Origin of the sequence: Tenacibaculum caenipelagi, assembly GCF_004363005.1 — a bacterium.
GTDB classification, from domain to species: domain Bacteria; phylum Bacteroidota; class Bacteroidia; order Flavobacteriales; family Flavobacteriaceae; genus Polaribacter; species Polaribacter caenipelagi.
Genome location: NZ_SNYH01000006.1, coordinates 112,471 through 138,367, shown reverse-complemented (window position 1 = coordinate 138,367; position 25,897 = coordinate 112,471). Strand labels below are relative to the sequence as shown.

Here is a 25,897-nt window from a genome sequence, read left to right as displayed (position 1 = left end):
GCTTTTTATTTTTTATATAAATCGATTAGATTATGCTTCAAAACTAGCACCGCTAGCTGCTACGCTTCTATCAATCTTACGCATTAAACCTTGTAATACTTTACCAGGACCTACCTCAACAAACTCAGTGCCTCCATCAGCAATCATAGCTTGTACACATTGCGTCCACTTTACTGGTGCAGTTAATTGAGCAATTAAGTTTTCTTTAATTTCAGCAGGGTCAGTTACTGCTTTCGCCACTACATTTTGATAAACTGGACAAATAGGCGCACTAAATGTAGTTTCTTCAATTGCTGCTGCTAACTCTTCACGAGCAGGCTCCATCATTGGTGAGTGAAATGCTCCTCCAACAGGTAACACTAATGCTCTTTTTGCTCCTTTTTCTGTTAACACAGCACACGCTTTTTCTACTGCTTCAATTTCTCCTGAAATTACTAATTGCCCTGGACAGTTATAATTTGCTGCTACTACTACTCCGTCAATTTCAGCACAAGTATCCTCCACTACTTTATCTTCTAAACCTAATACCGCTGCCATAGTAGACGGTTGAATCTCGCATGCTTTTTGCATTGCTAAAGCACGTTTAGAAACTAACTTTAATCCATCTTCAAAAGACAACACTCCGTTTGCTACTAATGCTGATAATTCTCCTAATGAATGACCTGCAACCATTTCTGGTTTGAAATCATCACCTAACACTTTTGCTAAAATTACTGAGTGTAAAAAGATTGCTGGTTGTGTTACTTTTGTTTGTTTTAATTCTTCAGCAGTACCTTCAAACATTACATCAGTAATACTAAATCCTAATATATCATTTGCTTTTTCAAAAAGTTCTTGAGCTAATGGTGAATTTTCATATAAATCTAATCCCATCCCTGTAAATTGTGCTCCTTGACCTGGAAAAATATATGCTTTCATGTATTTGTTTTGTTGTTTGTTTAACGATGCAAACATACAATTTTTAAAATTACTATCTTCGTTTTATGACAGTACAACAAAAATCGCAAGCTCGACTTATATACTTAGTTTTAGCTTCCTTATTTATTGCTTCATTAGTAACTTCTAACTTAATATTTCAGAAGTTTTTTTACTGGGAACCCTTTAATTTATATCGCTTTGAAATTTCGGTAGGTATACTTCCTTACCCTATCACTTTTTTAATTACCGACCTTCTATCTGAAATTTACGGAAAACGAAAAGCCAATCAAGTGGTTATTGCTGGTATTTTTGCTTCTTTTTTTTCTATGTTTATCATATTAATTGCCGACTATGCTCCTGCAATTAACAATTCTCCTGTTGATAATACATTATTTTCTAAAGTTTTTAGTTTATCTCCCTTAGCTGTATTAGCTTCAATGCTAGCTTATTTAGCTGCTCAATTTATAGACATTCGTATTTTTCACTTTTGGAAAGATTTAACTAAAGGAAAACATTTATGGTTACGTAATAACTTTTCTACCTTTTTATCTCAATTTATAGATACTTTTACAGTACTATTTTTATTGTGCTCTTTTAAGATACTTCCTTGGAATATCTTTGGAAGTTTACTTATTAGCGGTTTTTTATTTAAAGTAATTATTGCGGCTATGGATACACCTCTACTATATGCCTCTGTATATTGGTTTAGAAAAAAGTTTAGTTTAAAAATAGGAGAAGAAATAGTAGAATTATAATCGAAGATGTATGTTTAACAAGTTTTTTTATCGAATATTTAAAGATCAACTCTCACTTTCTGAAACCTTGGCTATTTATTTAAATTTATTAGCTAATATGGTAGTTTTTGTTCTTTTAGGATATGTACTATTCAAGCTATTTAGGTATGTAGGTAGAAAAACTCTTCATAAAATAGCAGCAAAAACGTCTACCAGTTTTGATGATTTACTTATTAAAAATAAAACTTTTTTAAACTTATCTAGGATAGTCATTCTTATCATCATTTTTAATCTTTTAAAAGAGATTCTTGTAGACTTTCCTAATTTATTTACCTATGCAGAACGCATCACAACCATAGCTATCATTTTTGCTATTATATGGTTTATTCACAGTATTTTATCAACAGCCAAAGATTTTTTACGCACCACTGCTGCCTTTAAAGACAAACCTTTAGAAAGCTATGTGCAAATTTTTATGGTAATGCTATGGATAATTGCTATCATATCTTCATTTTCTGTACTAACTGGTAAACCGCTTATTAAATTTTTAACTGCTCTAGGAGCTTTTTCAGCAGTATTATTATTAATATTTAAAGACACTATTCTTGGTTTTGTATCAAGTATTCAAGTAGCAGTGAATGACACCGTTAGAATTGGTGATTGGATTACGATGGAAAAATATGGTGCCGATGGTGATGTTGTTGAAATTAACCTCACATCGGTAATTATTAGAAATTTTGACAATACTATTTCTAGTATTCCAACGTATTATTTAACATCTGATTCTTTTAGAAACTGGAGAACGATGAACAGTTCGGGGGGTAGACGCATTAAAAGAGCTGTTTTAATTAAAATAAATAGTATTCATTTTCTTACAGATGAAGATATTGAACGCTATAAAAAAATTGAATTGATTTCCGATTATATTACAAAAAGTAGTGCCGAAGTAAAAAAATACAATGAAGAGAATAATATTGATAAATCGGTTTTACTCAACGGTAGAAACCTAACTAACTTTGGAACTTTTAGAATCTATTTAGATCATTATATTCAAAATCATCCTAAAATAAATCAAGACATGTTATTAATGTCTCGACAATTAGAACCCACTCCTAATGGAATTCCTCTAGAGATATATGCTTTTAGTAGAGAAAAAGCATGGACAGAATATGAACGTGTTATGGCTAATATTTTTGATCATATTTTGGCTTCCGTTAAATATTTTGATTTAGAAGTTTTTCAAAATCCATCGAGTATTGATATCGCTAATCTGAAAGAAACAAAAACGAGTGAATAATAACCCAAGCACATCTTTATGGCAAATAGCCATGCATAAATTTAAACGTAGTAAAACAGGAATGTTTAGCTTTTGGTTTATTATTTTTTGTGGATTCGTAGCTGTTTTTTGTTATACATTAGCTCCAGACAATAGCAATTCTGCGAATCAAATGCATTTGGAAATTCACTCAAAACCACCTGGGTTCTCTGTACAAATGCTTAGCATTCCTTCAGAAAACAAAAATCAACAATCTTGGTTTTCTATTTTTATGAAAGGGAAACAGTATTCTTCTACCGAAATTCCGATTACCTCATACCTTGTTCAAAATAACCAATTGGAAGTTACCAAATATGCAGATGGATTACCTAAAGAATTTCCTGCTTCTTATGAGAAATATATTCAACAAAAAACATTTTACTTAGGCACCGATAAATACGGTCGTGATTTGTTAAGCAGGTTGTTAATTGGAGCAAGAATTTCTTTTTTTATTGGATTTATCGCTGTCTTTATTTCCCTTCTTATTGGAATTCCTATTGGTGCCATTGCTGGGTATTTTGGTGGAAAAATAGACGAATTAATTATGTGGTTTATTAATATCACTTGGTCTATTCCAACATTATTATTAGTAATCGCCATTACTTTAGCTTTAGGCAAAGGTTTTTGGCAAGTATTTATTGCTGTGGGATTAACCATGTGGGTAGAAGTTGCACGTGTGGTTCGTGGTCAAGTTATTACCACCAAACAGCAACAATATGTTGAAGCCGCCAAAGCGTTAGGTTTTTCAGATTTCAGAATTATTTTCAAGCATATTTTGCCTAATATACTGGCTCCAATTATCGTAATATCAGCAGCAAATTTTGCAGCAGCTATTTTAATTGAAAGCGGATTGAGTTTCTTAGGTATCGGTGCACAACCTCCTACTCCTTCTTGGGGTGCTATGATTAAAAATCACTACAACTACATTATTCTTGGAAAACCTTATTTAGCACTTATTCCTGGAATAGCTATTATGAGTTTGGTAATGGCATTTATGTTAATTGGAAATACACTTCGTGATGCTTTGGATGTGAAAGCTTAAAATTTGTAAATTCGCTTTCTTAAATTTTTTTGATATGAGTTTTAGTGTTGAGTTTAAAACACGATGGGCAGATTTTGATGCCAACATACACATGCGTCATACCGCATACAATGATTATGCTGCTGAATTACGTTTACGTTTTTTTAAAGAGCATAATATTACAATTCAAGATTTTACCAAAGAAAACGTTGGTCCTATTTTATTTGAAGAAAACACCAAGTTTTTACGTGAAATACATATGGGTGAAGATATTACTGTAAACCTAAAGGTTATCGGTTTATCTAGCAAAGGTGAACGTTGGAAAATTCAACATGAAGTTTTTAATCAAGCAGGTAAACTTTCTGCAATTATCACTGTTTATGGTGCTTGGTTAGATTTAGTTAAGCGTAAATTAACGGTACCTCCTATTAAGTTTCAAGAAATTTTTAATGAAGCTGAAAAAACAGATGAATTCAAAGAAATTCTTTTAAAAGCTTAAAATGAGTACTTCAAGGAAAATAAAAGTAGTTATTACCATTGTTGCTTTGCTTGTAGGTTATTGGTTACAACAAAAAGAAGAAGCTAAGAGCTCTTCTCAACCTACGCCAGAAACAACCAGTAATAAAACTGACAACTTCAATTACTTTCCTACCTCAACAACTGGAGTCATTATAAAACATAATAGCTACCAATTATCATATAACGAAAAACACGAGCAAGCTGAATGGGTTGCTTATTCTTTAGATAAAAGCGATATTGTTTATACCAATCGTAAACGTCCTTTTTTTATTGTAGACCCTAAGGTGAAGACAAAATCTGCCGATTGGAGGAATTATAAAAAATCAGGTTATGACAAAGGTCATTTATGTCCTGCAGGTGACAGACGAGCTTCTCAAAAAGCTCATGATGAAACATTTTACACCTCAAATATCTCTCCTCAAAACCATGAGTTTAATGCAGGAATTTGGAATAAGCTAGAGCAAAAAACTCGTTACTGGACTAAAAAATACAATCATTTATATGTCGTTACTGGTGGTATTTTAGAACCTAATTTGAAAACTATAGGAAAGGAAAACGTAAGTGTTCCTAATTATTTTTATAAGGTTTTATTAGATTACACGCAACCTGAAATTAAGGCAATTGCATTTTTGCTTCCCCATAAAGAGAGTAACAAGCCTTTACATGATTTTGTAGTTTCTATTGATGAATTAGAACAAAAAACAGGCATCGATTTTTTTCCTGAATTACCTGATAGTATAGAAAACCAATTAGAAGCTTCTACTGACTATAAAAACTGGAGTTTTAGATAAAAACAATACTGCTTTTGCTTTCTTATAAAGAAGAAAAAAGTGTTATAAAATGTACATTACACTTTATAACACTTTTAAAATCAACTAAACTTAAATTAAACAGAAGGTTTTAAAGAGTTTAAATTATTTACAATCATATACTCTAACAATACTTCTTTGGGGTAAGCATCAAATAAGTTATCAGCATCAAACAAGCGACTTTCCAAACCATTCAAATACAACTTACTAAAGAGTTCTAGATCTACATTTGCTCTAATCTCTCCTTTTTCTTTCGCTTCATTTAATAACACCATTATGTCATTAAATACAATATTTTCGGTTTCCTTTTTATAAGTATCATATGCATTCGGGTAATACTTTTTTAAACCGAAAATAAATGACGGTTTAAACTTAGCTACATACTCAAAAATGACTTCATATATAGCTATCACCTTATTTAATGGTGTCTTCTCAGAATTGAAAATAGGAGCCACATCTATTTTAAATTCATTTATGAGCTCTTTAATACTTTCTATTATCAATTCTTCTTTGGATGAAAAACAGGCATAAATAGTTTTTTTTGAAATCCCCAATAATTCAGCGATTTCATCCATCGTTGTATGCTTACTACCAAATACAATAAACTTTTCTTTGGCAACCTTAATAAGTTTCTTTCTATTACTCATCAAAACTTTATATTGCTTACAAAAATATACTTAGTTTTAAAATACTGTACAATTTTAAAAAACAAACTGAGTTATTAATACTGTTTCAAATTAATTAAAACCCCAAAAATGAAAAACTTACTTATTATTCTTTTATTATTTTTTACGTATTCAGTCTCTGCTCAAATTTCCTTTAATACAGGAAGTGTTCAATTAGATTCTGATTTGAATATTATTAACGCCGATGCCAACCTAAACTTTGGAGCTTTTAAAACTAATTTAAGCGTTTCCTATAATGTTTCAGAGAAGAAAATTGGATACATGAGAGGAACTTTAGGTATGAAGGCAGGAGAAATCTATTTAGCTCTGGAGATATGTAAATTGTCAAGAAAACCGGTAGATGACGTAATTGTCATTTATAAGACACACAAAAATAAAGGCTGGGGTTACATTGCAAAGCAAGCAGGAATCAAACCTGGGTCTGCGGCGTTCCACCAGTTAAAGAACAATGCTAATTCCAAAAAGAACAAGTCTAAAGGAAAAGGACAAAGCAACGGAAAAGGCAAAGGAAAAAAGAAATAAAAAACATAAAATTTGGCATAAAAAAACGTTTTAGAAAATTCTAAAACGTTTTTTTTTAATCAGTACGGGCGGAGAGACTCGAACTCTCACACCTCACGGCACTAGATCCTAAGTTTAATGCGCTTAAAAAAAGCGAAAAAACACACTGAAAATCAATGCTTTATATTTTAATATTCCTTTATTTCATGCAAAAACGGGTTCTTTTACGGGTTCTTTTTCCTAAAAAAGAATTTGCTGTTTTGCCTAGATTCCTAGCGTGATTCAACAAAGTAAACACACTAGCTCACACCTCAAAATTAATTATATTTTTTGAGTTTGGGCGACTTTTTTAAGTTTTATTAATATAAAGAAATTACCTAGATTTGCAGCCCTTCAATTAAACCAAATGAGAAAAGCTACTTTAAAAGACACTAAACTAATTACAACCATTTTAACTGATTCTTTCAAAACCAATAAATCAATAATAAATGTAACTCGTAAAGGAAGGAATCAATTAAAAAGAATTAATCTTTTAATGAAATTCTTTTTTTTAAATGCTTACCACAATGGTGATGTTTTTCTGTCGGATGATGAAAAGGCTTGTATTATGCTATTAACAAACGAGAAAAAAAGAAAATCATTGTTTGTAAAGCTTCAATTTATTCTCTGGAATATCAATCTATTTTTTAACGTGCTTGGTGTTAAAAATGTTAGGAATGTGTTACAACGGGAAAAAGCTATTAATCAGAATCATCCTAAAGAACCATTTTTGCACCTTTACTATGTAGGAGTACTTAGCAAGTATCAAGGAAATGGCATTGGAACTAAATTAATCAGCGAAACAATTAATTATTATGAAGAGTATAAAATTGTTTATTTGGAAACCTCAAACGAAAGGAACATTCCTTTGTACGAGAAATTAGGTTTTGAAGTAGTTAACGTTCATAGTGAATTAGAAATCACACTTTATATAATGAAAAAAAAGTTATAATGTTTGGTACAAAACTACATCCTATTACATTTGTTTTTATTATAGTGCAAATTGTGTGCTTAATAATACTTTCTTTTTTCTTTTTAAATAGATCAGAAAAAAAGAATTTCGATTTGAAATTTTTTACAATTTCTACATTGTGTCTTGTTTATAATTTTTCTAATGGTTTAATACCTGATAGTAATTTTATAGCAGATATACGCTCTCAATATTACATAACCTTTGCTATTGGTATTATAGCCTCCTGTTATTCTTTTTATTTCATTCATACAGAACATGGGTTAAAAATTTTTAACCAAAGCTTTGTAAAAGCTATTATTCTCGGTTTTGGTGTTTGGTATATTGTAGCTTTTGTTTCTTTATATTCAATTACAAATAACCTATCATTGTGTAGGTTAATTTTTTTTGTTTATCCTATAGGCATAGCCTTTTATTGGTTTTTTAAATTTTCAAAATGGTTAATTAAATCAAAATATAGGGAGTGGAATAAATATAAAAAAACAAAGGTATTTACAGGATTAATCGGTATGATTAGTCTGCTTTCATTTCCTGTAATTTTAATTATTTTTGAAGACAACCAACCAGCTGAAAGAATAGCTTATAATATTGGTTATTTATCTTTTTCTTTTTTCTTTTTTTTTAGGTTAAATTATAAAAACTCTGACAATAAAACTCTGGAATATTATTTGAATACTGATCTTACAAAAAGACAACAACAAATTCTTTTAGTTATTTACGAAAACCCAAATATTCCATATACTGAGCTAGCAAAAAAACTGAATATTTCTACATCTACATTTACTACACATACCGCAAACATTTATAAAGCTCTAAGACTAGAGGATAAAACAAAAAATGGGTTGTTATCATACATAGATGATATGTACAACAATATTTAACAGCAATCAATATGCCGAAATTTAATATCGGTATGCCGATAAGAAAACATAAATAACTGTATTGTAGCTATATAGCTTTTAGGCATGCTTATTTTTATTTACAGGCTATTTTGGTTATTTTTTTTTTGAAAAATATATATAGTTTTGAAAAAGATAAATTACTAAAAAGTTTTTTTTAAACTCAAAAAATAAATACGCAACTATTTTGCGTATTACGAAATTATATTAGCTTTGTTTATCGAATTCTTAAATTAGAAAAAGCTAGTATTGTTTGTAAAACACATAGCTTGTTAAGTTATGTTAAGTTGCGTTAAGTTGCGCTTTATGAATTTTAGATTTAAGAAGTATTTTTACTACTTTAAATTAAAATCATAAAACAATTAAAATGAAAAAAAAAACATTAGTAGTTGCATTAATAGCAACATTCGCAATTGCCTGTACAAACGATATGGATAATCTAATAGAACCAGGTAATAAAATTGAAAAAGAAATTGAAAAAGAAATTGAAAATGAAAAGCAGTCTAAAATACAACTCGAAGAACCTGAAATTGATCCTGAAAAGGATTGTCCGCAAAACGACCGAAACTGTAACGGCATACCTGACAGCCAAGAATAGCATATATATTACTTTATTAGTATTCTTTGGAACTACTGCTAGATTTACACATGTTATTTTTAATGTAAAAAATATGAAGGGCATATTAGGTTATACTTTTATGTCCTCCTTTTTAAACGCTTTAGGTATCAATATAGCTCTTTTGTGTTCAGCTCTATTAATAAAGTTGGCAGCATCGAAGTTATCACATGAAATGAAATCTTCTTTTAATTTAGCAGCTAATATGTTTTTGTATGTTGCTTGCTATTTTATGGTTAACTTATTTATTGAAGAAAAATATATATTTGGAACCCCCGATTTCCCCCCATATTATTATTGGTTAAGTATGTTATTTCTTTCTGTACTATCAGGAAATTTTCTGTTATTGTTTCAAAAAGCAATTTTAAAATCTGAAGAAAAACTTCAAAAAATTATAAAAGGACTTTTCGATTTTATTTTAGAAGATGCAATAGAAGAAGATATGATAAAAGATGAGAAAAAAGACGCTTACCATAAGAAGTCTGTTAAACTGTTAAAAAATGCTTTGGATAATGAGTAAGAAAAAAAGCTATAAAGATAAATTTGAAAATTCAAATTTAATCTCTGATAAAATAAAAGAGAACCACACAAATTTAATAATTGATTTAGAAAGAGAAGCTGAAGAAGTGGAGAACAAATTTAAAAATGAAATCAAGAGCATAGATGTTAGGACAGTTGAAAATATTTTTTCTCAATACGCCCTATGTTAATAGTGGGGCTAATCTAAAGACTTCCTAACTTTTAAAGCCCATTCCCCAGCTTTGGCTTTAAAGTTTGCCGAAAATAGGTTGTTTTGCATTAATCTATCCCAGTTTTCTACTACATGGTTTGCTAGTACATTAGCGTCTATTTCATCTAAATTAATTTGATGATCTTCCTTTTGAAGAAAAATTTCCGAAACTGTTATGTTATAGTGTTCAGCTAGGACTTTTAATTTATTGTTAGGTATTGTTACACTTCCATTTTCGTAATTCTGAATAGTACGGAGGCTAACATCTAGCAAATCAGCTAGAAATGATTGCGTTTCCTTGTGCTTTTTTCTTAATTCCTTTATCCTCATTACAATATTTTAACTAAAAATACGAAATATTTTTGCATATATGAAATAATATTGCGTAATTTGTGTTGTTATTACGTAACAAATATAGTAAATAAGGTAAGATTTACTATAAAACAGGTCAAAATTAAAAGGTAGTGAATACACAAAGTAACTTAACAACAGTAATGCAGCACTTCGGCAACTTAACTGAAGCCGAAAGAGAGTTGTTTTTGTCTGTTATCACTACAAAAAAGATTCAACCTGAAAAACCGAAAAAAAGCAAAAAAATACAACTGCCTTTTGAGTTAACAGAAGAGGCATTATATCAAAAATTAAAAAGAGATCATAATGCATCGGTTAGGAAAAGACTTAAAAGATTAGAAAAAAAACATAAAGGTCAATTAGCAAAAGCTAATTTATAAACAAAACCAAAGGGATAAGTAGAAACTTATCATACAGTAACTCACAACGCAGTACCATACGACGTTTAAATTTTGACCTTTTTTAAATCAGTTGTGAGTTACTTACTTTAAAAAGTTCTTTAGCAAACTCGGCAGAAAATGAAAACCTTAAAGTATTAAGTTTTCCAAGTCATTCACGTTCACCCCTGTAATACAGGTTTTTTGTTTTGGTTTAACGGTATTATGTTCCCAACAAGAAATAAGGTTTCCTTTTCTGCCTTTAAATATTAAAAAAATGAAAAAAGGTCAAAAATCACCACAAAATTGTATAGTAAAAATGCAAAACAATATTCAAGTTTTCTTTTCTGAAAAGCTACAAGTTTTTTACGTAAAAGAAAAAGGCAATCACTTACCTAACGATCATTTTACCTCATTAATTACATGTAGAAACGAGTTTTTTAATGATTTTTTAAAGCATTTAGAACAGTTTAAAACTAGCGCAAATCCAATGAAATTTAATTATACTGATCTTAAAGATAAACTAAACGAATTTCTAATGGGGAAAGCAGCAAATTGTAAAGTGATTGGAAATATCGAAATAAACAAAGCATCCTAAAAAAAGAAAGTGGTTAGAAATTGAGCCCTCTACCACTTCCCTACCAAAAGGATAAATATACGCTATCAAAACACAGACCGACAAAGAATGTGATATATAACATAAAATTCCTATGAACAAAAGTATTAATAAAAACGCAAACATTGCGCAAAAAAGCGCAAAAAGTTTAACCGAAATTGGGATATATAACCAAGAGGTTAAAAGCTTTTTAAAAAGCACCTCCCTTAACCCCATAATTCAAGCAGCTATCAAAAATTTTAATGATAGCGCCTATAGAAGAAAACTAACAAACTTACAATACAACAAAGAGGTAGAAGAATTTAATACTACACATGGCTACTACCTACTAAAAAAAGGAACAGAGACAGAAGTAACTAAGTATTACTCATATATAAATTACCCTTATTTAGATCGTAACGCTATAAAGGCTACAATGGATAACTATAGAAGTTTTGTTTACCAGTACAACAAAAAAGCAGACGAAGAAAATAAGCTAATAAGAAACTACAATAATTCTGTAGTAAAAAGTCATTATAGCCTTAATGATGCGGAAAAAAAACGCAAAACAAACTTTGAGAGAACAAATAAAAGCAAATTTGTTAGAGACTATAACGAATTAGTAATTGAAGCTAATGAGCAAAACGCAATAATTCCAAAAAAGAGAATCCAAAAAATTAAGTATGCTAGTGAATTGGTATTTCATGTTTTGGTAGGTTTTTACGTGTCTCAGTTAAAGACACGTAATGCCTACTTAATGGAAATGAATAGACCAACCAGCGTATTAAAAAATGCTCTTCCAAAATTAAAGATAGATCACAGGAAATTAGCTACACATAAAATTGCTGATATACCTAGGCTTGATATTTGTAAAAAAACAGCGCAAAACCACATTAAAAGGCTTCGTGAGGCTGGGGTTTTGATAAACTATTTAATGATAAACCAAAACAAACCTATTTCTGTAAATTTTAATGCCCAGATATTAGAAATTTTAGACGGTTTTTATCCAAAATCTCAAAAACCTACAAATCAACAAGTTAACCATGTTGGCAGGAATTTTTTACATGATAATAGTGAATGTAATTACTCAGTATTAAAAGAAAAGAAAAGAAAAGGCTGTGCAAAAAGCACAAGCCTAAACAAATGCGGTTCGATGCTGGAAGAAAACGAAAGCAACAACGTATGTCCTGCGGACGGCTACGAGAACACCAAAGGGATAAATAAAAAAATTTCACTAGAGGGCGGCGAAAAAATAAATCTACCAAACTTTTTAACTGAAAAAAGACAAACAGGGCGCAAAACAAATCAACTCTCAGATAATTTTTTAAGCAAATTAATCAATCAAAAAACTTTCGCAGAAAAATTAGCAGCAGGGGAATTTGATAATTACAAAGGGTTACGCTACGATTATTTACTAAAAATAGAGCAATATGCCTTAGTTAGTAACGATGAATTTAAGCAAATCATAATCCAAGATTTTATAAAATCTTCAGCTAAAATTTGGCGCAATCATACAGTTTATGTGGGGGAATGGAAGAAAACCATCAACCAACTTAACGAAGAATTATTTTCAAACATCACTCAAAAGGAAACCATTATCAAAAAACTAAGAGAATACCGTTGGAAATTAAAATTTGCTAAAAATTGGTTTGATAAAAACACAGAAGTTAAGACTTTATTCCCTTACGCATATTTTGACAAAACCCGTGTAAAATCTAATGAATTAGGATTTTATGGACTTCATTCTGTTTGGAAATCTCATTTAAAATACCTAGAGAAAAGAAAAGAAGAAAAGAAAAATCTTGAAGCAGCTGCTAACGAAAGAAAACGCAAAACAGCAGTGCAAAAGAAAAAAACGGCTGAGCTAAAGAAGCTTACAAATGCAATTAAAAAATATGAATCAGGTCAATATAATTTAGAGCAGTTATTCAATTACGTACAGGATAATTTACCACATGACTATCTAATTTTATTACCAAATATGATAAAAAACCAAAACACAAATCTAGCATAAACACAAAAACATGAACCAAGAAAATCAATCAAAAAAATGCAGCTGCGGTGCAAACAATAAAATTACATGTCCGAATTGTAGTGAATTAAAAATGGTGATCCTTTTAAAAAATGGGTTTAGTCACTTAAAGCTTAACAGTAATGGCGGGAAAAAAGTAAATCCTGTTTGGTACAACCATTTAAGCAAAAACAGGAAAAACGAAAACACACTAGTTAACGCAATGTATAGAAGATTCAAAGAGTCTATTTATGCTAATGCAGCTAACAAGGTAAACTTTTATAGCAACACTACAGGTCAACTGATAACGAGTATAAGCCTTTAATTATGAAACTAGTATTAAAATTCAGTGTAGATCAAATATTAGCTATTAGCTATCTCTTAAACAAAGTTTATGAATTGCCTTTTAATTCATTTGGAGAAGAACAAAAAATAGCTATTTCAATTGGTGTTGTCCTAGCTGACAAATTTGAAACCAAAAAAAGAGAGCTAAAGAAAAAACTTAGTTTAATTAACAGAAACAATAAAATACAACTGACCCTTAAATATCATGAAGCTTGGGCGTTAAAAAATATCTGTATCAATCAAATTTCATGGTCTGAATCAGAATTTGAAAAGCTCAACATACAAAGCACAATACACTTAATAGACCAAGCTAAATAAAAGAGTTACAAAAACAAATTATAAGAAACTATTACAAAGTATGAAATACACATTAGAGGATAAAATGACAAGTTTAAGAGCGGTTTCAATCGCCGTTCTATTATATATTTTTGGGTACTCTTTAAAAATATCCGTTTTGTTAAATGGAATTTTAGAAACTAGAATTCCAAATACTGTAGTACGCTTTGTAACTTCAGGAGTTATGGGAGCTGCACTTTCAACAGCTTTATTAATAGTATCAGTTATCGAAATAAAAAAATACACCTCTTATATCATTGCTATAATGGATGCTATAATGCTGCTTTTAGTATTTAATGTTTTTAACTCTAATGGTAAAAGCGAATTATTCACACTTGTTTTTATAAGCCTATTTACGGCATTTATAGGTTTCAATCTAATTAGTGTTTTTGTCGTTAAATACCAGCTAATTAAAAGCGGAAAAGAGCAAAGTATAAGCCAGCTAGAGCAGATTGAAAGCAAACAAGTGCTAGAATTGAGCAAGATCGAGCAAGAAATTGCGGAAAAAAAGCAAACCACTTGCGAACATTGCTTACAAGAATACGGAACAAGACAAGCATTAAATGCGCATAAAGGTAGATGTATAAAAAACCCTAAAAACTTGTAGCTATCATGCTACGCAAAACTAGACATTATGAAAATAAAAGTAACAAATGAAAAAAAGTATGCTAAAGTTATAAGTGTTGAATTTGATTCAGATTTAGAAGTAGATGAATATGGAAATGTTGATGGGGCTATTCACATTTGGGATGGTGAATATACAACAAGCAATTTTGGCAAGTGGTCAGCAACCAAATGGGAAGATGAATTTGGATTTAAACTAATTAATTAACTGTAGAAATTATGAGTAACGAAGATTTATTAGCTGATATCAGAAACAAACTTTCTCCTGCAAGTCATTTGATTTGTTTAGTGAATGAATATTTCGACGGGACAAAAACAGCAGCGGAATTCGAGGATTTACACAAACACATTAAAGAAGCAATTCCACAAGCTGAAGAATCAATTGAATACGTAAGACAATTTAAACTGTGGGAAAAATGATAAATACACTAAAACAGATTTACTGTTTTTTCATAGGTCATAAGTTCAATAATTGGTACAGCGAATTTGATAGATTCTCAGGTAAACAATCAGTTTATTTTTTCTGTTCAAGATGTGGCAATCACGAATTAAACGGAAAAGAAAGGTACGATCAAAAACAACTAAAACAGTAGCTATTGAGCTACAAAAGAAATTGCGCACAAGGTCCCTTTCGGATGGGTGGAAAGCAATATAAGTAAACATTTATCGGGAAGTTTCGCGCCAATGCTTTTTGTACCGATTTTTTTAAAACAGTAGCAATCTAGCTACGCAAAAACGCAAAAGATGAAAATACACAATCTTAAAATATTACCAATTCATTTTTATCAAGTTGAGAATAGATTTAAAAAAGTAGAGTTACGCAAAAACGATAGAGATTACAAAGATGGCGATACTTTGTGTTTAGAAGAGTGGTGTCCATATACAGAACAATACACAGGTAAAGAATGTAACGTAAAAGTTACTCACATACTACAAGGAGGTAATTATGGTCTAGAGAAAGACTATGTAGCAATGAGTATAGAAATTATAAAGTAATTGTAGCATTTCTGCTACGCAAAAATGCAAAAGATGGCTGGAAAAATAGATGAATTAAGTATTAATGAATTTGATGATACAATTGAGCAATTTGGTGTTTATGGTAGTATCAATGTAATACCTGAAGCAACGCCTGCAAATATGATTGTATTGGTTGAAAAGATAAATGAATTAATCAAAATTATAAACAAGCAGTAGGTTTTGAAAAAAGAAAACATTGAAGAATGGAAACCCTTTGCGTTAGTTTTTGGACCAAAAGCTTTTAAATGTATTTATACTGGTGAAAGAAACATTCAATACTACAGTAGAAGTTGGTTTTGTAATGAAACAGGAAATATTCATCATTCAGAAAAATCAGTTTTAAACTGTGTTCATTGTAGTAAAAAATATTATAAACCAAATAAACAGTAGAAAACGTGAAAAGAATATATAAATACAAGCTACATATAAAAGACTTTCAATTTTTAGAATTACCAAAAGGCTATGAAATTTTAAAAGTTGATAGCCAGTTTTACGAAATTTTTATTTGGGCTTTAGTTGATCCAGAAGCGAAAACTGAACAAATTGAATTAGAGGTTTTTAGCACAGGTAATCCAATTGATAATTTCAATAGGAAATATTTAGGAACTGCTTTTATAGAACAATCTGTATGGCATGTTTTTCAACGAATAAATTAACAGTAGCATTTACGCTACGCAAAAACGCAATAATATGAAAACTAATAAGAGAGTAAAAAAGATAAAAGAAAGTTTAGAGACAATTGAAGATACATCAATTATTACAAATGTATTACTTATTGTAATTGCTCTTTTCCTATTAATGATCTTAATAAAACTGTAGTAAAAATGAAAAATTTGAAAAAAGGCAATAAAGTAGTAATGCATTCATGCATCGAGGCAAAAAATCCAAAATACAAAGGAAAATTAATTGAGTGTAGAACAGATAGCTATTTGTCAAAAGACGGAGAAGAAGTTGTTTTTCTTGATGGAGTTAGCGGGTATTTTTCAACTCGCTTTTTAGAAAAAGTAGAATTATAAAACCTGTAGAAAACGTGAAAAGAATATATAAATACAAGCTACATATAAAAGACTTTCAATTTTTAGAATTACCAAAAGGCTATGAAATTTTAAAAGTTGATAGCCAGTTTTACGAAATTTTTATTTGGGCTTTAGTTGATCCAGAAGCGAAAACTGAACAAATTGAATTAGAGGTTTTTGGCACAGGTAATCCAATTGATAATTTCAATAGGAAATATTTAGGAACTGCTTTTATAGAACAATCTGTATGCCATGTTTTTCAACGAATAAATTAACAGTAGTATGAAAGGTAAGATAAATAAGCTTATAAGAGCTTACATAAAATACGAGAATATTTATCAAGAACTTGAAAATTCAATTAGAGAGGTATGCGATTTTAATGCAAGATTGGAGCATAATATGTCAGATGGATTTACAATTCTAAATGAAGAAACATCAAATTTAGCACCTTTAAAGTGTGTTGAGGGAAAATCAAAGACTAATAAATTAACAGAAGAAGAGCATCTTGATTGGTGCATTTAAACAGTAGCTATTGAGCTACGCAACGAAACGCAATTATGAAAGCAAAACATTTTAAAAAGTTAAGAAAACAATTGAAATGGTATGATGTTGATACAACTTATGGATTATTTGGAGACTTTAAAGGGGATAGTTGGCATACTGTTTTAGCAAAAAACCCAAAACAAGCTTGTTACAGATTACAAAAGAGAGGAATCGGAAGAAATCTAACTGTTGGTAGTATCTCTAAAGAGATGTGGGCAAGATTCAGAGTTAAGTTAACAGAAAGTAGTAATCACTGGAGAAACATTAGTTACTTCGGATAAAATAACAGTAGAAAACGTGAAAAGAATATATAAATACAAGCTACATATAAAAGACTTTCAATTTTTAGAATTACCAAAAGGCTATGAAATTTTAAAAGTTGATAGCCAGTTTTACGAAATTTTTATTTGGGCTTTAGTTGATCCAGAAGCGAAAACTGAACAAATTGAATTAGAGGTTTTTGGCACAGGTAATCCAATTGATAATTTCAATAGGAAATATTTAGGAACTGCTTTTATAGAACAATCTGTATGCCATGTTTTTCAACGAATAAATTAACAGTAGCTATTGAGCTACGAAAAAAATAAAGATATGCTTTCAGTTAGTATTTTTTTAGAAGAAACCAAAAACATAACTCCTAAAAAGGTAAAGGTTTTAGAACCTATTTTTTATAAAAAAATGATAGACGGTTCAGTTAGATGGTATTCTTTAAATGAAGCATTAAACCTAGTCAATAAAACAAAATAATTAACGCAAAAAATGAAAACAACAGAATTTAAAGCGCAACCTTACTTATCAAAAAAATGCGGGCAAACTTGTTTAGCTATGATTACAGGTAAAAGCATAGAAGAAATATGTAAAGAGTTAGGAAAAGAATACTACACCAATATCGTTAATGATTTACAGGCTTACTTAGAAGAAAATGGATATAAAACCTTACTTTCAAACGGTTCTTTTGAGGTTAAGAATGTACCTAATAATAGTATTATAAGGCTCGAAAAGCTCGACGAATCAGGTCATTTTATAATAAAAAATGAAATCGGAAAAATATACGATCCTAATATCGGTATAGTTGAAAAATACATGAACGATACTAAAATTACCCACTACTTAAATTTTGTAAAAGTGCAAAAAAAAACCACTCAGTAGAGTGGTAAAATTGCTATGAAAAAGAAAAAGTGACTAATTAAATAAGTCTACTCAAAAATATAAAAATAAATACTATTAACCTAATTTTTAAACCTTAAAATCCCTATTTAATGACAAAAAATGATCTGTATGCCGAATTATATTTTATTCCTTACCGTGATGTTAGGGCAGCAACAATAAAAACAGTTGCGGAAAACAGAAAATTACCACGAGAAGTAGCAAGATGGAAAAGAATAATTTACCCTAACGAAGTAAAAATAATCAAAGAATCTTTAGGTGTAGAACCAGATAAAAAAGCCATAGTTTAACTATGGCTTTTATTTTATTAACTACTTAACTAGCCACAACTTAACACAACTTAATGCAACTTAACACAAATGATCTTAACAGGTCATAACCCGAAAACATACTTTTTTTCATTGCTACTATTGTACTGTTAAAACAGTATTAGTGAGTATCGCAAACGAAAGAGCAAACGCAATTAACGCAGAACTTCATCGAAACATTAAAGATGGAAAAGAGTACGAGCATTTAATGCCTTATAGTGATTGTAGTAGCGTAAAGTTAGCAGAGGGTGATACTAAGGTGGCTATAGACAATATGGCTTATTGGTCTAAAAAATACCAACACCACACTAAAAAGCTAGCTGTAACTTTTGCAAACAAAGGACTTAAAGACATATGCGAGGCAATCCACTATTATTTATACTGGCATTATCAGTATAAAATAGACGGAGAAACACAAAATTTGTATAGCCCTGCCTGTGCTTGGTTAAAACGCAAAGACGGTATCGACTGCAAAAGTTACAGCATAATAGCTAGTACAATTTTATCAAACTTAGGAATAAAGCACTACTTCAGACGAATAAAAAATAGTCCTAATGAGGGATATAGTCATGTATATGTTAACGTTCCTTTCAACCAAAAGAATCCACGCAACCTAAAAGACGGATACTACACTATTGATGGAACGCTACAATACACTAGCGAACCATTATTTTATAAAAAAGACGATGTTTTTATGGATGTAAAAGAAGCAGAATTACCTATTTATGGGTTAGCTGGATTAAGAAAAAATAATGAAGTCTCTTCTAGTTTGATGAGAGACACAAACTCTTTTGCTTTAGCTGGCGGAGGTGCTACTCCTTGGGGTGCTATTATCTCACAAGCTGCACAAGATTTAAAACCAATTACTGAAGCTGTAATTGGTGGTTTAATGGATGCAATACAAGGTTGTAGTGATGCAGATTATCAACTGCCTGTGGTAAAGCTACGCATTGAAAGAGATTTAAAGAATGTATTACAAAAAAAGTTAGCAGATTTAGAAGATGCGATACTATGGGGTAATAGAAATAGAATACAGCACCTTTTTAATTTCTTGTTTAAAGATTTTGATTTAGGAATTGCGCATTTACGCAGTGAAACTGCCTATAGTCAATTAGACGACTGTATTGCTGATACACTTACAACAGCTCTAAAATATATTGAGCAATTAAAGCAAATTATAGACACATATTTTGACAACTTCATTAAATCGTATAATCGGTATAAAGTTGATGTTTTCTACAAAAGTGCAATCACTAACGAACGCACTCTTTATCTAGTTGTAGATCAAGACGCTAGTCCAATATCAGCAGAATACAGGTATATAGTAATAAGGGAGGAAGATAATAAGTACGGAATTAACCCAGTATTGCCTTTCGGTAGGGCTAATGAAACCTTTGAGGGTACTTCTAACAAGTGGCTAACCGAAAACCTACATCATTTAAAAATCACCTATAAAGACGGTAGAGAAGAGCAATACAAAGAGGAAATATTGCCATATATCGAAAAAGTAAAAGAACTAAGAAAGCAATATTATTTAGGTGGTGAGGCACTTTATTATTTAGAGCAACCAGCACAGCGAGAAATGTATAAAATATGGTTGAAGTATGATGATAGATACACGCAATTTTTAAAAGAAGAAGCGCAAAGTTTACGCACAGCAAATGAGCTTGCAATGCGAGATTATCAAGAGAGATTTACGAAAGAGGTTGAAATGGATAAAGAAGCAAAAAAGCGAAAAGCTTTTAAAAGAAACTTAGGTTTTGGTGCGCTAGCATTTACTGGGTTTTTAGTAGTAAAAAAATAATTAGTTATGAATATAGAATTTAACACAGATGGCAACGTAAGGCGACCTGTCTATTACGGCTTAAATGGTTGGTTCGATGGTTTCTGCCCGTCAAATGGGATCGCAGACAAGTTGAATAAACAGGCTAGGTCGGCATTAGCTGAAAAGGCAGAATGGGATGCGCGACTTACGGAGTTAGAAAACGGACAACAAGCTTCTGAATGGGCTTCGTTAAAGCAAGAAGTTGCGCGTTTAGAAAATCTCATTCAAAAAGAAAACCAAGAGTTACAAAAAGAAAATGCGATTGCAGAAGCCTTGGGAATTGGTTTAGGTGCATGGTGTAAAGGAGCTGTAGCAAAACGTCAAAAAGCCGAAACTGCTTTAAAAGATGCACAATCAGCTTTAGGAACTGTAAAAGGAGCTTACGAAACATTAGAGCGTCAACAAAAAGAGGGTATTGCTAGAGCTTCAGAAGTAATTGAAAGCAGCAACGCAACATTAGAAAGTTTAAAACAGCAAGTAGCTACAGTAAAAGAAAAAATAGCTGTTTATAAAGCTGAAAGAGACGAAGAACGTGCTTTAAAAGAGGCACAAATAGCAGCAGAAACAGCTGAAAACGAAAAGAAAATTAATGCAGCTGGCTTTTTAACTAAAGAAAATGCCCCTGTAGTAATCGGTGTGGTTTTATTAGCTGGTACAGGTATTTACTTCTACAATAAAAAAAAATCAAAAGGAAAAAGTAACATTAAAAAAGTAACAGCATAATGACAACTACACAAATGGCTATGGCTGGGTATTTTGATAATACCACTTGGCAAGATATGGTTTCAAACCCTGTTTCTGGATCAGGTAGTTACTCTACTTCTACAAGTGCACCAATACAAACAACAACCACAAATACTAGTGGTAGTAGTGGTGGTAATTTTTGGGGAGGTACAAACTTCATGGGCTTGTTAAGCACAATTGGAGGTACTGCGGCGCAAATAATTGCAGCAGGAAAAGGGCAACAGGTTATCGTTAAAGATTCCAGCGGAAATTCGAAAGACATCGCACCTCAGTTAATGCAAAAGTTAGAGCAACAAGCACAAGCAAATCAAACTTCAGTTGATAGTCTTGTTCAAATGATGCAGATGCAAATGATTCAGAGCCAACAAGAGAAATTAAAACCTAAAAAAGACAACACCGAATTATATGTTGGGGTTGGTGTAGGTGTTTTGGTCTTGTTTGGATTCGGTGTTTTTTTAGTAACACAAAACAAGAAAAAAAAGTAAGAATATGAAAACAGAAAACGTAACAAACTCAATTGTAACGGCTATTGCGCTAACAGGTGGGGCAATGGCATCTAGAGTAATAGCGGATGGCGCTAGTACTGTTATTAAAAACCCAAAGTTAAAACACGGGGCTATTGCAGCAGTCGCTGTGGTTGGTGCTGCCTTTTTAGATCGTAAAACAGCAGCAGGATCATTTGCCCAAGATGTTGCAATAGGTGTTTCAGCAACTCAATTAGGTTATCTAGCTAAAGAGCTTATTGGTGAGACAAAAGGAATTATTAAAACAGCTTTAGGAAACCCTATTAACAAAGCAAATTACAGCTTCTTAGCGTCTCCTAGCTACGATTTTATTCCTGCTCAAAGTTCTAGATACTCAGAGTATGAAGAACAACCAGGAGAAATTGTATTTAGATAAAAAACAAAACATTAACAATTAAAAATCAATAAATAAAGATGAATTTTTTAGCAAATCAAGAAATGTATTTAAGAACAACTGAGTTCTTAAAAGATCAAATTAAAAAAAAGGGCTATAACTGGAATACTGGTAAAATGAAGCCTATGGACGCAGAATTATACGTTAACGCAAAAGTTGGCACCAGCGGTTCTGTTAATTTATTAACGGGGTCTACGCAAGAAGTAAGAGGAATTACCAACTTTAATGGTAACAAATTAGTAAAAGAGCGTGTATATGTAGCTAATGGTGTGGCTTTTGGTTCTGTTGTTGCAGACGCTGGGGCTAATGCTGCGTCAGTAGCATACAATTTCAACACCGCTCCTGATTATTTAAGATTCGCAAATTTAGTGTTGAAACAAAAAGACGAAGTTGTTATGAAGCTTCCTATTGGATCAATCATTAATGCTACAGGAAGATCAAATGACACTGTATATCGTGACTTACAAGCATTTGCTTTTATCGAGGATGAATCTCTAATCACTTACGATATAGAATATCCTGAAGGAGTAGAAGCAAATATTCCAGATGGTCAAGCACTATTTGTATCTGCTAAATTAAGAGGTTTAGAAACGTTTTTAAAGCGTTAATCGAAATAAAGAAGAAATAATAATATAAAAATCGCAATGTAATTGCATTGCGATTTTTTTAAACGCTAACCTATGGAAAACCCAGTAAGAAAAATCTATCATAGAACAAAAGTAAACCCTGAATTGTTAGAACATGGTAAAACAGGTTCTAATGTTGATTTCGCTTCATTTTCAAGAGGTGTTATTACCGATGTCTTACCAAAAGGAAAATTAAGAGGTATTTATTTTCTTTCGTTTGTGAAAGAATTAGATACGTGGTCAGCAATTGATTATCAAGGTCAAGAACCTGCAAACGACTTACCTAATGAAAAATTTCCGCTAGGAAAAGCATTCATTTGTTCACACACAAACATTCGTATCGAAGATAATCGTAGTTATTTGATAACTGAGCCTACAGATTTAAAAGACTACAAAAAAGAAAACAATCACGAAAAAGGGTACAAACCAGTTGACTTTGAGTTAAAAGAAAACGAAAAAATAATAATTAGTTACGAGTTGTTTGGAGAGGATTTCCCTCCATGTGGTGAGTTCATTTTTGTTATTGATGAAGAAAAAACGTGTCAATAATGCAATCGTTGTTTCAAGAACTACAAAAAACAGGAATGTTTACACTTGATCTTTCAGACATTAACAAGTGTAAAGGAATTGTTTTTTTAGAAGTTAAGCCTTCTAAACCAACAGATAAGTTGGTTTTAAACGGAAACACAGACGAATTAATCACACTTGACAGACCCTTTAAAGTAGAAACTAGTTTTCCTATTGTAAATGGGTTGTTAACCTTTAAGCCATTCGAATCGGATGCCAAAATGAAATCAATTGTAAGAATGTTATTAGTAAAGTAAATTATGAATATCCGTAACGTATTAGAACACGAATTAAAAAAACCTAGTCGAGTTGTTAAAATAACCGACAAAGAAAATGGTTTACGCTTAAAAAAAGATAGCGCTTCAATGCGTTACGCCTATTCTTTACAAGATATTAACGAAATTTTTGGTTCGATAGATCATTTTTTATCACACTTAGCAGAACAAGGCTTTCAAAACACTACGTTTTTATTTCAAAGAACGTACGGTGCACCTAACAAAATTACTTATCACCATCCTAAAGAAGTTACAGTAAATATGAATACAAATCATTCAAATACTGCGCAACATGCATCTATAGCAGCGCCTAATCCTACTCCTACCCCTATACACACACCTGAGTTTTTAGGTAACCCTTTACAAAACAATGCTTTGCCGATGCAGTATTTAGGTGCATTTGTAGAAAGTGAGCGTTCAAGTGATTATAAAAGACGTATATCAGAATTAGAAGAAGATAACAAAGACTATCGTTCTAAAATTCGCAGACTAGAAGAAGAAAATCATTCTTTAAAGCTAAAGGTTGACACCTCAGAAGAGCGTGCCGACTTAAAAGTGCAAAAAGAACTACTAGAAAAGAAAGGTTTTCTTGAAAGTGATGGATTTCAACGTTTGTCAGAAGGTTTAGGGGCTATTTTACCGCAAGTAGTACCAGCACTACTTAATAAAGGAGCTGCCCCAGCTCAATTAGGTTCACCAGTAGAAAACTTGTCGCCTATGAAAGCCCATTCGATTGAAATGATAAAGAATATAAGTGAAGAAGATGCTGGGTTTGTTGCTTATGTATTGCAAAACATGAGTGATAGTTTAAAAGAAGTTTTACAAAATCACATTGAAAATCTTAATTAAAAATGCCACAAATTAAATCAAAAGAAGAAGCATTACAGGTATTATCAGGTTTAGAAGAAAAAACACTTATTAGAGTAGCTGAATTAAGCACAAATAAAAAAGCTCTTGGGTATTTTTCTAACCCTTTTCAATACTCTGTTTTAAAAGGCTTTTTAAAGTAGGGAAATTGCTATGAAAAAGAAATCAAGTACACGAAAAAGAGTTGGGAAAATTGTCACAAAAGAAAAAGCTACAAAAACGTTAAAAAGCACAGGTAATTTTATTGCTGACAACAAAAAAGAGTTGCTATATGTTGCAGGTGGTATTTTGGTTGTTGCTGTGGGATATAAGGTTTATAAGAACTTGCAAAAAGGATCTGAAGTTGTAACAGATTTTATAGGTAAAGATCACTTAGAAAATATAGATGTTACGGTTAATACTGATGCAAATAAATTAACCATTACCCAAGAACAAGCACAGCAATTCGCTAGAACAATATACGATGCCTGTAACATTATGGCTCCTCTTTATGGAACTGACGAGAACGCAATATTAGAGGTTTTTAAAAAGCTTCAAACAGGCGACGATTACAAACTAGTATATAAAACTTTCGGCATGAAAGAATACAACGGAAACAATGCGCCTCCCCGCTCAGGCTGGGGTCGTTTATTTGATGTATTTGAGCCAAGAGACTTGAACTATTGGCTAAGAAGTGAATTAAGTCCTAGTGATGGTGAGGTTTACACAGTTGTAAAGTCAAGGATTGAAAGTGCAGGATATTCGTTTTAAAAAAGAAAAAAAGAAAAAGTTATGGAAACAATTATAATGGCTACATGCCAAGCTACTGGAGCAGATTTATTTGATAAAGTAAAAACTGGGTGCAGTTTGCCTACCAAAGCAGAAACTTCATGCGGATGCAAAACGCAAAAAAGCTCTTGCGGTTGTGGTTGCGGTGGTCATGCTAAAAATGGAACTATGGAAAAAACAGGAAAAATTATTGACAAATTAACAAAACAACCGTTAATAGGAGCGCACATCATGAATGTTGAAACACAACAAGGTGCTGTTTCAGATGAAAACGGAAATTTTGTACTAGAAGCAGCTAATGACGAACTTATCAAAGTTTCTTTCGTCGGAATGAAAGATGTTACACTTCCAGCTTCACAAATTGAAGCGGTAGAAATGGAAGAAGATAGTTTGTTAGACGAAGTTGTCGTTTCTACTAAAAAATCATTCAAAAAAAATACTGGCTTATGGGTAGGTGTTGGTTTGGTTGCCTTGTATGCTTATGCAAAAACAAGAAAACCAAAACGCAGCACCACATCAAAAAAACCAGTAGCTAATGGATAAGCTAAATTTTATCACTTCCAACTGGCAATTAATAATATCGTTGATGCTAGGTGTCGGCGGTGGTAGTGGCTGGTTGGGGTGGTTTTTTGCAAGAAAATCGAGAAAGGTAGATTATGAATCTAAAGTATTTCAGTTAAAAGAGGAAATGCTTGAAGCCATAAAAAAAGATTTTGGAAGTAGACTTGACTTTTTACAGGAAGAAGCAAAAGAGCATAGAGCTTATATAAAGTACTTGAAATTAGAACTTTCTATTTATAGAAAAAAATACGGAATATTAGATGATAACGAGATTAGCAATTTTAATAATTAGCATTTTT

General features: G+C 31.4%; 46 protein-coding genes. 43 read left to right on the top strand and 3 right to left on the bottom strand.

What is annotated here, in order from left to right; genetic code table 11:
- Positions 1-30: 30 nt before the first annotated feature.
- The gene (gene fabD / locus DFQ07_RS13600) at positions 31-918 is read right to left on the bottom strand and encodes an ACP S-malonyltransferase (protein ID WP_133537786.1); all 888 of its coding nucleotides are present in this window, start codon (positions 916-918) and stop codon (positions 31-33) included.
- Between the two features lie 65 nt (positions 919-983).
- Here fabD and DFQ07_RS13595 point away from each other — a divergent pair, with 65 nt between their 5' ends.
- From DFQ07_RS13595 to DFQ07_RS13575, 5 genes are read left to right on the top strand one after another with little or no spacing between them, the layout of a single operon-like run.
- The gene (locus tag DFQ07_RS13595; protein WP_133537785.1) at positions 984-1,673 is read left to right on the top strand and encodes a queuosine precursor transporter; all 690 of its coding nucleotides are present in this window, start codon (positions 984-986) and stop codon (positions 1,671-1,673) included.
- A 10-nt stretch (positions 1,674-1,683) separates the two neighbouring features.
- Positions 1,684-2,949, top strand: coding sequence for a mechanosensitive ion channel family protein (locus tag DFQ07_RS13590; RefSeq protein WP_133537783.1), 1,266 nt, complete (start codon positions 1,684-1,686; stop codon positions 2,947-2,949).
- Entirely contained in the window at positions 2,942-4,009 is a 1,068-nt protein-coding gene (locus DFQ07_RS13585) for an ABC transporter permease (RefSeq protein WP_262708965.1), read from the top strand. Before DFQ07_RS13590 ends, DFQ07_RS13585 begins: the two co-directional genes overlap by 8 nt.
- A 34-nt stretch (positions 4,010-4,043) precedes the next feature.
- The gene (locus DFQ07_RS13580) at positions 4,044-4,487 is read left to right on the top strand and encodes an acyl-CoA thioesterase (RefSeq protein WP_133537781.1); all 444 of its coding nucleotides are present in this window, start codon (positions 4,044-4,046) and stop codon (positions 4,485-4,487) included.
- 1 nt (position 4,488) lies between these two features.
- The gene (locus tag DFQ07_RS13575; protein ID WP_133537779.1) at positions 4,489-5,298 is read left to right on the top strand and encodes a DNA/RNA non-specific endonuclease; all 810 of its coding nucleotides are present in this window, start codon (positions 4,489-4,491) and stop codon (positions 5,296-5,298) included.
- A gap of 95 nt (positions 5,299-5,393) precedes the next feature.
- On the opposite strand, the gene DFQ07_RS13570 is transcribed toward DFQ07_RS13575, so the two are convergent.
- On the bottom strand, positions 5,394-5,963 hold the full coding sequence (locus DFQ07_RS13570) for a TetR/AcrR family transcriptional regulator (RefSeq protein WP_133537777.1): 570 nt from the start codon (positions 5,961-5,963) through the stop codon (positions 5,394-5,396).
- A gap of 108 nt (positions 5,964-6,071) precedes the next feature.
- Between DFQ07_RS13570 and DFQ07_RS13565 the strand changes: the two genes are divergently transcribed.
- The 6 genes from DFQ07_RS13565 (at position 6,072) to DFQ07_RS13540 (ending at position 9,737) form a co-directional block, all read left to right on the top strand.
- Positions 6,072-6,524, top strand: a complete 453-nt coding sequence (locus DFQ07_RS13565; RefSeq protein WP_133537775.1) for a hypothetical protein — start codon at positions 6,072-6,074, stop codon at positions 6,522-6,524.
- Between the two features lie 385 nt (positions 6,525-6,909).
- The gene (locus tag DFQ07_RS13560; protein ID WP_133537773.1) at positions 6,910-7,494 is read left to right on the top strand and encodes a GNAT family N-acetyltransferase; all 585 of its coding nucleotides are present in this window, start codon (positions 6,910-6,912) and stop codon (positions 7,492-7,494) included.
- A gap of 527 nt (positions 7,495-8,021) precedes the next feature.
- Positions 8,022-8,393, top strand: coding sequence for a winged helix-turn-helix transcriptional regulator (locus tag DFQ07_RS15685; RefSeq protein ID WP_166627798.1), 372 nt, complete (start codon positions 8,022-8,024; stop codon positions 8,391-8,393).
- A gap of 385 nt (positions 8,394-8,778) precedes the next feature.
- Complete coding sequence (locus tag DFQ07_RS13550; RefSeq protein WP_133537770.1) at positions 8,779-9,009, top strand: hypothetical protein; 231 nt, start codon at positions 8,779-8,781, stop codon at positions 9,007-9,009.
- Between the two features lie 73 nt (positions 9,010-9,082).
- The gene (locus tag DFQ07_RS13545) at positions 9,083-9,547 is read left to right on the top strand and encodes a hypothetical protein (protein WP_208107705.1); all 465 of its coding nucleotides are present in this window, start codon (positions 9,083-9,085) and stop codon (positions 9,545-9,547) included.
- On the top strand, positions 9,540-9,737 hold the full coding sequence (locus DFQ07_RS13540; RefSeq protein ID WP_133537766.1) for a hypothetical protein: 198 nt from the start codon (positions 9,540-9,542) through the stop codon (positions 9,735-9,737). Before DFQ07_RS13545 ends, DFQ07_RS13540 begins: the two co-directional genes overlap by 8 nt.
- Before the next feature lie 8 nt (positions 9,738-9,745).
- Here the strand turns inward: DFQ07_RS13540 and DFQ07_RS13535 are convergent, their stop codons facing one another.
- The gene (locus DFQ07_RS13535) at positions 9,746-10,087 is read right to left on the bottom strand and encodes a helix-turn-helix domain-containing protein (protein WP_133537765.1); all 342 of its coding nucleotides are present in this window, start codon (positions 10,085-10,087) and stop codon (positions 9,746-9,748) included.
- Between the two features lie 134 nt (positions 10,088-10,221).
- Between DFQ07_RS13535 and DFQ07_RS13530 the strand changes: the two genes are divergently transcribed.
- The 32 genes from DFQ07_RS13530 (at position 10,222) to DFQ07_RS13385 (ending at position 25,890) form a co-directional block, all read left to right on the top strand.
- A complete protein-coding gene (locus DFQ07_RS13530; RefSeq protein WP_133537763.1) occupies positions 10,222-10,488 on the top strand; it encodes a hypothetical protein in 267 nt (88 codons plus the stop codon).
- A 274-nt stretch (positions 10,489-10,762) separates the two neighbouring features.
- Positions 10,763-11,083 (top strand): hypothetical protein, encoded by a 321-nt coding sequence (locus DFQ07_RS13525; protein WP_133537761.1) that lies wholly within the window; start codon positions 10,763-10,765, stop codon positions 11,081-11,083.
- 112 nt (positions 11,084-11,195) lie between these two features.
- Positions 11,196-13,094 (top strand): hypothetical protein, encoded by a 1,899-nt coding sequence (locus tag DFQ07_RS13520; RefSeq protein ID WP_133537759.1) that lies wholly within the window; start codon positions 11,196-11,198, stop codon positions 13,092-13,094.
- Between the two features lie 10 nt (positions 13,095-13,104).
- Positions 13,105-13,416, top strand: a complete 312-nt coding sequence (locus tag DFQ07_RS13515; RefSeq protein WP_133537758.1) for a hypothetical protein — start codon at positions 13,105-13,107, stop codon at positions 13,414-13,416.
- A gap of 2 nt (positions 13,417-13,418) precedes the next feature.
- Entirely contained in the window at positions 13,419-13,754 is a 336-nt protein-coding gene (locus DFQ07_RS13510; protein ID WP_133537756.1) for a hypothetical protein, read from the top strand.
- Between the two features lie 40 nt (positions 13,755-13,794).
- The gene (locus DFQ07_RS13505) at positions 13,795-14,379 is read left to right on the top strand and encodes a hypothetical protein (RefSeq protein WP_133537754.1); all 585 of its coding nucleotides are present in this window, start codon (positions 13,795-13,797) and stop codon (positions 14,377-14,379) included.
- A gap of 27 nt (positions 14,380-14,406) precedes the next feature.
- Positions 14,407-14,604, top strand: coding sequence for a hypothetical protein (locus DFQ07_RS13500; RefSeq protein WP_133537752.1), 198 nt, complete (start codon positions 14,407-14,409; stop codon positions 14,602-14,604).
- A gap of 11 nt (positions 14,605-14,615) precedes the next feature.
- Positions 14,616-14,816, top strand: a complete 201-nt coding sequence (locus tag DFQ07_RS13495; protein ID WP_133537750.1) for a hypothetical protein — start codon at positions 14,616-14,618, stop codon at positions 14,814-14,816.
- A gap of 324 nt (positions 14,817-15,140) precedes the next feature.
- The gene (locus DFQ07_RS13490; protein ID WP_133537748.1) at positions 15,141-15,392 is read left to right on the top strand and encodes a DUF3850 domain-containing protein; all 252 of its coding nucleotides are present in this window, start codon (positions 15,141-15,143) and stop codon (positions 15,390-15,392) included.
- A gap of 24 nt (positions 15,393-15,416) precedes the next feature.
- Positions 15,417-15,590: a hypothetical protein gene (locus DFQ07_RS15680; protein ID WP_166627797.1), complete on the top strand. Its 174-nt coding sequence runs from the start codon at positions 15,417-15,419 to the stop codon at positions 15,588-15,590.
- A 3-nt stretch (positions 15,591-15,593) separates the two neighbouring features.
- Complete coding sequence (locus DFQ07_RS13485) at positions 15,594-15,803, top strand: hypothetical protein (protein ID WP_133537746.1); 210 nt, start codon at positions 15,594-15,596, stop codon at positions 15,801-15,803.
- A gap of 5 nt (positions 15,804-15,808) precedes the next feature.
- Positions 15,809-16,069 carry a DUF7352 domain-containing protein gene (locus DFQ07_RS13480; protein ID WP_133535642.1) on the top strand — a complete coding sequence of 87 codons (261 nt, stop codon included), beginning with the start codon at positions 15,809-15,811 and terminating at the stop codon, positions 16,067-16,069.
- A 168-nt stretch (positions 16,070-16,237) separates the two neighbouring features.
- Positions 16,238-16,429, top strand: a complete 192-nt coding sequence (locus tag DFQ07_RS13475) for a hypothetical protein (protein WP_133537744.1) — start codon at positions 16,238-16,240, stop codon at positions 16,427-16,429.
- A gap of 14 nt (positions 16,430-16,443) precedes the next feature.
- Entirely contained in the window at positions 16,444-16,704 is a 261-nt protein-coding gene (locus tag DFQ07_RS13470) for a DUF7352 domain-containing protein (protein ID WP_133537739.1), read from the top strand.
- A gap of 7 nt (positions 16,705-16,711) precedes the next feature.
- Complete coding sequence (locus DFQ07_RS13465; protein ID WP_133537743.1) at positions 16,712-16,951, top strand: hypothetical protein; 240 nt, start codon at positions 16,712-16,714, stop codon at positions 16,949-16,951.
- A gap of 35 nt (positions 16,952-16,986) precedes the next feature.
- Positions 16,987-17,253, top strand: coding sequence for a hypothetical protein (locus DFQ07_RS13460; protein ID WP_133537741.1), 267 nt, complete (start codon positions 16,987-16,989; stop codon positions 17,251-17,253).
- Between the two features lie 16 nt (positions 17,254-17,269).
- A complete protein-coding gene (locus DFQ07_RS13455; protein WP_133537739.1) occupies positions 17,270-17,530 on the top strand; it encodes a DUF7352 domain-containing protein in 261 nt (86 codons plus the stop codon).
- Positions 17,531-17,539: 9 nt separating this feature from the next.
- The gene (locus tag DFQ07_RS13450; RefSeq protein ID WP_133537738.1) at positions 17,540-17,719 is read left to right on the top strand and encodes a hypothetical protein; all 180 of its coding nucleotides are present in this window, start codon (positions 17,540-17,542) and stop codon (positions 17,717-17,719) included.
- 12 nt (positions 17,720-17,731) lie between these two features.
- Positions 17,732-18,121 (top strand): hypothetical protein, encoded by a 390-nt coding sequence (locus DFQ07_RS13445; protein WP_133537736.1) that lies wholly within the window; start codon positions 17,732-17,734, stop codon positions 18,119-18,121.
- 110 nt (positions 18,122-18,231) lie between these two features.
- Positions 18,232-18,429 (top strand): hypothetical protein, encoded by a 198-nt coding sequence (locus tag DFQ07_RS13440; protein ID WP_133537734.1) that lies wholly within the window; start codon positions 18,232-18,234, stop codon positions 18,427-18,429.
- A 142-nt stretch (positions 18,430-18,571) separates the two neighbouring features.
- A complete protein-coding gene (locus tag DFQ07_RS13435) occupies positions 18,572-20,251 on the top strand; it encodes a hypothetical protein (RefSeq protein WP_133537732.1) in 1,680 nt (559 codons plus the stop codon).
- Positions 20,252-20,257: 6 nt separating this feature from the next.
- The gene (locus tag DFQ07_RS13430) at positions 20,258-20,995 is read left to right on the top strand and encodes a hypothetical protein (RefSeq protein ID WP_133537731.1); all 738 of its coding nucleotides are present in this window, start codon (positions 20,258-20,260) and stop codon (positions 20,993-20,995) included.
- On the top strand, positions 20,995-21,501 hold the full coding sequence (locus DFQ07_RS13425; protein WP_133537729.1) for a hypothetical protein: 507 nt from the start codon (positions 20,995-20,997) through the stop codon (positions 21,499-21,501). Before DFQ07_RS13430 ends, DFQ07_RS13425 begins: the two co-directional genes overlap by 1 nt.
- A gap of 4 nt (positions 21,502-21,505) precedes the next feature.
- Positions 21,506-21,916 carry a hypothetical protein gene (locus tag DFQ07_RS13420; protein WP_133537727.1) on the top strand — a complete coding sequence of 137 codons (411 nt, stop codon included), beginning with the start codon at positions 21,506-21,508 and terminating at the stop codon, positions 21,914-21,916.
- 38 nt (positions 21,917-21,954) lie between these two features.
- Positions 21,955-22,542 (top strand): hypothetical protein, encoded by a 588-nt coding sequence (locus tag DFQ07_RS13415; protein WP_133537725.1) that lies wholly within the window; start codon positions 21,955-21,957, stop codon positions 22,540-22,542.
- A gap of 72 nt (positions 22,543-22,614) precedes the next feature.
- The gene (locus DFQ07_RS13410; protein WP_133537723.1) at positions 22,615-23,109 is read left to right on the top strand and encodes a hypothetical protein; all 495 of its coding nucleotides are present in this window, start codon (positions 22,615-22,617) and stop codon (positions 23,107-23,109) included.
- Positions 23,109-23,384: a hypothetical protein gene (locus DFQ07_RS13405; protein WP_133537721.1), complete on the top strand. Its 276-nt coding sequence runs from the start codon at positions 23,109-23,111 to the stop codon at positions 23,382-23,384. The genes DFQ07_RS13410 and DFQ07_RS13405 overlap by 1 nt, the downstream gene beginning before the upstream one ends.
- 3 nt (positions 23,385-23,387) lie before the next feature.
- Positions 23,388-24,251 carry a hypothetical protein gene (locus DFQ07_RS13400; RefSeq protein WP_133537719.1) on the top strand — a complete coding sequence of 288 codons (864 nt, stop codon included), beginning with the start codon at positions 23,388-23,390 and terminating at the stop codon, positions 24,249-24,251.
- A gap of 2 nt (positions 24,252-24,253) precedes the next feature.
- Positions 24,254-24,412 (top strand): hypothetical protein, encoded by a 159-nt coding sequence (locus DFQ07_RS15675; protein ID WP_166627796.1) that lies wholly within the window; start codon positions 24,254-24,256, stop codon positions 24,410-24,412.
- Between the two features lie 10 nt (positions 24,413-24,422).
- Complete coding sequence (locus tag DFQ07_RS13395) at positions 24,423-25,019, top strand: hypothetical protein (protein ID WP_133537717.1); 597 nt, start codon at positions 24,423-24,425, stop codon at positions 25,017-25,019.
- A 21-nt stretch (positions 25,020-25,040) separates the two neighbouring features.
- Positions 25,041-25,580, top strand: a complete 540-nt coding sequence (locus DFQ07_RS13390; RefSeq protein ID WP_133537715.1) for a carboxypeptidase-like regulatory domain-containing protein — start codon at positions 25,041-25,043, stop codon at positions 25,578-25,580.
- Entirely contained in the window at positions 25,573-25,890 is a 318-nt protein-coding gene (locus DFQ07_RS13385; RefSeq protein WP_133537713.1) for a hypothetical protein, read from the top strand. The genes DFQ07_RS13390 and DFQ07_RS13385 overlap by 8 nt, the downstream gene beginning before the upstream one ends.
- Positions 25,891-25,897: the final 7 nt, after the last annotated feature.